The organism is Intestinibacter sp. (assembly GCF_022780145.1).
Lineage (GTDB): Bacteria > Bacillota > Clostridia > Peptostreptococcales > Peptostreptococcaceae > Intestinibacter.
The window spans coordinates 1-3,224 of sequence record NZ_JALEXO010000324.1 but is presented as its reverse complement, the minus strand read 5'-3'; the positions used below and the strand labels follow the sequence as shown (position 1 = coordinate 3,224).

Annotated in this window: 4 protein-coding genes; 3 read left to right on the top strand and 1 reads right to left on the bottom strand. The window is 30.1% G+C overall.

Annotated elements, in window-relative coordinates; all coding sequences use genetic code 11:
- Nucleotides 1-72: 72 nt before the first annotated feature.
- The 3 genes from lnu(P) to MR593_RS12195 all read left to right on the top strand — a co-directional run bounded on the left by lnu(P) (nt 73) and on the right by MR593_RS12195 (nt 2,492).
- Nucleotides 73-573 carry a lincosamide nucleotidyltransferase Lnu(P) gene (gene lnu(P), locus MR593_RS12205; RefSeq protein WP_022071788.1) on the top strand — a complete coding sequence of 167 codons (501 nt, stop codon included), beginning with the start codon at nt 73-75 and terminating at the stop codon, nt 571-573.
- Nucleotides 574-773: 200 nt separating this feature from the next.
- Nucleotides 774-1,769, top strand: coding sequence for a GTPase family protein (locus MR593_RS12200; RefSeq protein WP_290693352.1), 996 nt, complete (start codon nt 774-776; stop codon nt 1,767-1,769).
- A gap of 30 nt (nt 1,770-1,799) precedes the next feature.
- Complete coding sequence (locus tag MR593_RS12195) at nt 1,800-2,492, top strand: GTPase family protein (protein ID WP_290693349.1); 693 nt, start codon at nt 1,800-1,802, stop codon at nt 2,490-2,492.
- Between the two features lie 61 nt (nt 2,493-2,553).
- On the opposite strand, the gene MR593_RS12190 is transcribed toward MR593_RS12195, so the two are convergent.
- A partial coding sequence (locus tag MR593_RS12190) for a hypothetical protein (protein ID WP_331474850.1) occupies nt 2,554-3,224 on the bottom strand: 671 nt, incomplete at its 5' end.

The window sequence follows — 3,224 nt, the reverse complement described above, 5'->3', positions numbered from 1 at the left end:
CAATTGTTATATAATGTGAAGTGAAGATATTATTAATATTATATATAAATAGAAATTTCTAGAGGTGATAAAGTGATTGGAATAAATGATGCTTGTGAAATATTGAGTTGGGCATATAATAATAATATAGAAATATGGTTAGATGGTGGTTGGGGTGTAGATGCTTTACTTGGAAAAGAAACACGTCAGCATAATGACATTGATTTATTTGTAGAAGAAAAAAACTATAATAAATTTATTGAAATAATTAAAAATAAAGGATTTAATGAAATTGTAGTGGAGTATACAAGTGAAGTACATACTATTTGGTCTGATAATAAATTACGAATTATTGATTTACATATGTTTAAAGATAACTGTGATGGAACCATATGTTATGAAGGCGAAGTTTTTCAAAAAAATATATTCGATGGTGTTGGAAAAATAGGAAATATTATGGTTTCTTGTATAAATGCTAAAAATCAAGTCTTATTTCACTTAGGGTATGAATTTGGAGAAAGTGATATTCATGATGTAAAATTATTATGTAAAGAATTTAACATTCCAATACCTAAAGAATATGAAAATTTTTAAATTAGCGATAAATTATAATCTGTAGATTTAATAATATTACTATATCACGAAGAATTTATAATAAGTCATAAAAACAACCACATCTTATAATTCAATGTATTGAAAAGTCTAAGGCGTGGTTGTTTTTATGTCATATCTATCACGAAGATGGCTAACATAGCCTTAAAATTAAATTAACGAATTTAAAGGAGGAAAATAATATGACAAAAGAAAATACTATTTACGAAGAAATGGAGAACGATATTTACAATGCTAATTTAGAAGAAACAGAAAAAAACAAACTTCTAAAAAACTTATTTCAACTAAAAGAAAAAAGAATAAACATAATGATAACAGGAGCAACTGGTTGTGGAAAGAGCTCTACAATAAACGCATTATTTAATTCAGAAGTGGCAAAAGTCGGTGTAGGTGTTGATCCTGAGACTATGGAAATCGTCAAATACGAATTAGGGAACTTAATTTTATGGGATAGTCCAGGGTTAGGCGATGGAAAAGAAGCCGACAATAGACACGCCAAAAATATAATTAAGAAATTATCAGAAGTCGATTCTGATGGAAAAGCTTTAATAGATTTAGTTTTAGTTATTTTAGATGGAAGCAGCAGAGATTTAGGAACATCATATGAACTTATAAACAACGTTATAATTCCTAATTTAGGGGAAGAAAAAGACAAGAGAATAATAGTAGCAATAAATCAAGCCGATGTCGCTATGAAGGGCAGATATTGGGATTATGAAAAAAATGAACCTCAACAAAAGCTAGTAGATTTTCTAGAACAAAAGGTCGTATCTGTAAAGAATAGAATATACGAGGGCACAGGAGTCGATGTAGAACCAATTTACTACAGCGCAGGGTTTAAAGAAGAAGGCGAAATGCAAACTAATCCATATAATCTATCTAAATTATTATGGATGATAATTAAGGCCACTCCAAAAGAAAAGAGACTTGTTTATGTTGATAATATAAATAAAGATGAGGAAATGTGGAAGAAAAATGACGAATTAGAGGATTATACAAAAGAAATTCATAACTCTTTTGTTGAGACAATTAAGGATTGTGCAGCTGAGGGAGCAGATATAGGGGAAGAAATAGGATCTATATTTGGAACAGCAGGTGAAAAAGTTGGAAAAGTTGTAGGAACAATTGCTGGAGGAATAATAGGTGTAGGTAAAGCTATATTAGGTAGATGGTTTTAAATAAATTTTTATAAAAGGGAGATAATAACAATGTATGCTGATTATAGACTAGAAACAATAAACGAAAAATTAGAAAAAGCCAGATTTTATCCTCTAGATGTTATGGTTACAGGTGTGACAGGAGCAGGAAAATCGACAACTTTAAATTCGCTATTCGAAAAGGAAGTAGCAAAAGTAGGCGATGGTGTAGATCCTGAAACTATGGAACTCGACAGCTATAGACTAAATGAACTTATGAGATTTTGGGATACGCCGGGTCTAGGAGACGGTGTAGAGGCTGACAAAGTCCACTCTAAAAAATTAGTCGATATGTTGTATGATACTTATGTTTTAGATAATAATGAGTATGGGTTTATAGATTCGGTTTTAGTAATTATAGAGGGTTCTAACAGAGATATGGGAACTACATACAAATTATTAAATGAAATTATAGTGCCAAACTTCCAATCAGATAGAATTTTAGTTGCGATAAATCAAGCGGATGTAGCTATGAAAGGCAGACATTGGGATTTTTTCAATAATAGACCGGATGATGTATTGCTTGATTATTTAGAAAAACAAGCCTCTTCTATACAAAGAAGAGTGAAGGAAGCTACTGGAATCACTATAAAGAAGCCTGTATATTATTCAGCAGAAAAAGGATACAATGTATCTAAACTGTTTGATTTAATAATAGATAATATGCCAGAAACTAGAAGAGAACTATATTTACAAGGATTTTAAAATACACAAAAAAGGGATAGTCGTTTTAAAGCGATATCCCTTTTTGTATATATGTATAATTTTAATCTTCATCGTCTAATGCACAGACATCATCTATAATACTTCTAAAAACATCGAGTGGATTGTCACATTTAGCACAGTATAAAAATAGCCAATCGTATGGATTTCCAACGTAAAGAGGTCCCATACCAGAGGAATCTAGTATATCGTTCATTTGCTCTGAGAAATCGTCAAAGAAATCGATACATTCTTCATCTCCTGCTTCACTAGCATCGAAGCAAAATGCATAAAACTCAAGTAATATAAGTATTTTTCTCATTGCTTCAGAAGTGATAGCTTCTTTATTTGCGTCTGATAGAGTTTTTTTAGAAGGAAAATTGCTTTTTATTATTTTAAGTAATTTTGCATTCTTAGCGAAAGAATATTTACTTTTGCCTTTTTTGCCTACAGGTAAAAATGATCCGTATATAACATAGAACATAAAATCTACAGAGGCAATATCCATATTTGTAGTCAGTTCAGATAAATTGTTTTTATAGAAATCTTGAATTACAAGTCCGCATTTTTTTAAGTCTTCATGTTCTCTATTAGTTTTAACCTTTGATAATCTATCTAAAACTTCTTTATCTTGCTTTTTCCCTTGAATTCTATCTAATAAATTTGTGTATTCTTTAATTGCAGTAACGTTATATTTGTTGAACGCATTTTTGTTGTCTAGTACATATCTGATTA

Excerpts from the sequence above, each read along its gene's own strand:
- MR593_RS12195 (WP_290693349.1), top strand. The coding sequence starts at position 1,800 with ATGTATGCTGATTATAGACTAGAAACAATAAACGAAAAATTAGAAAAA.
- MR593_RS12200 (WP_290693352.1), top strand. The coding sequence starts at position 774 with ATGACAAAAGAAAATACTATTTACGAAGAAATGGAGAACGATATTTAC.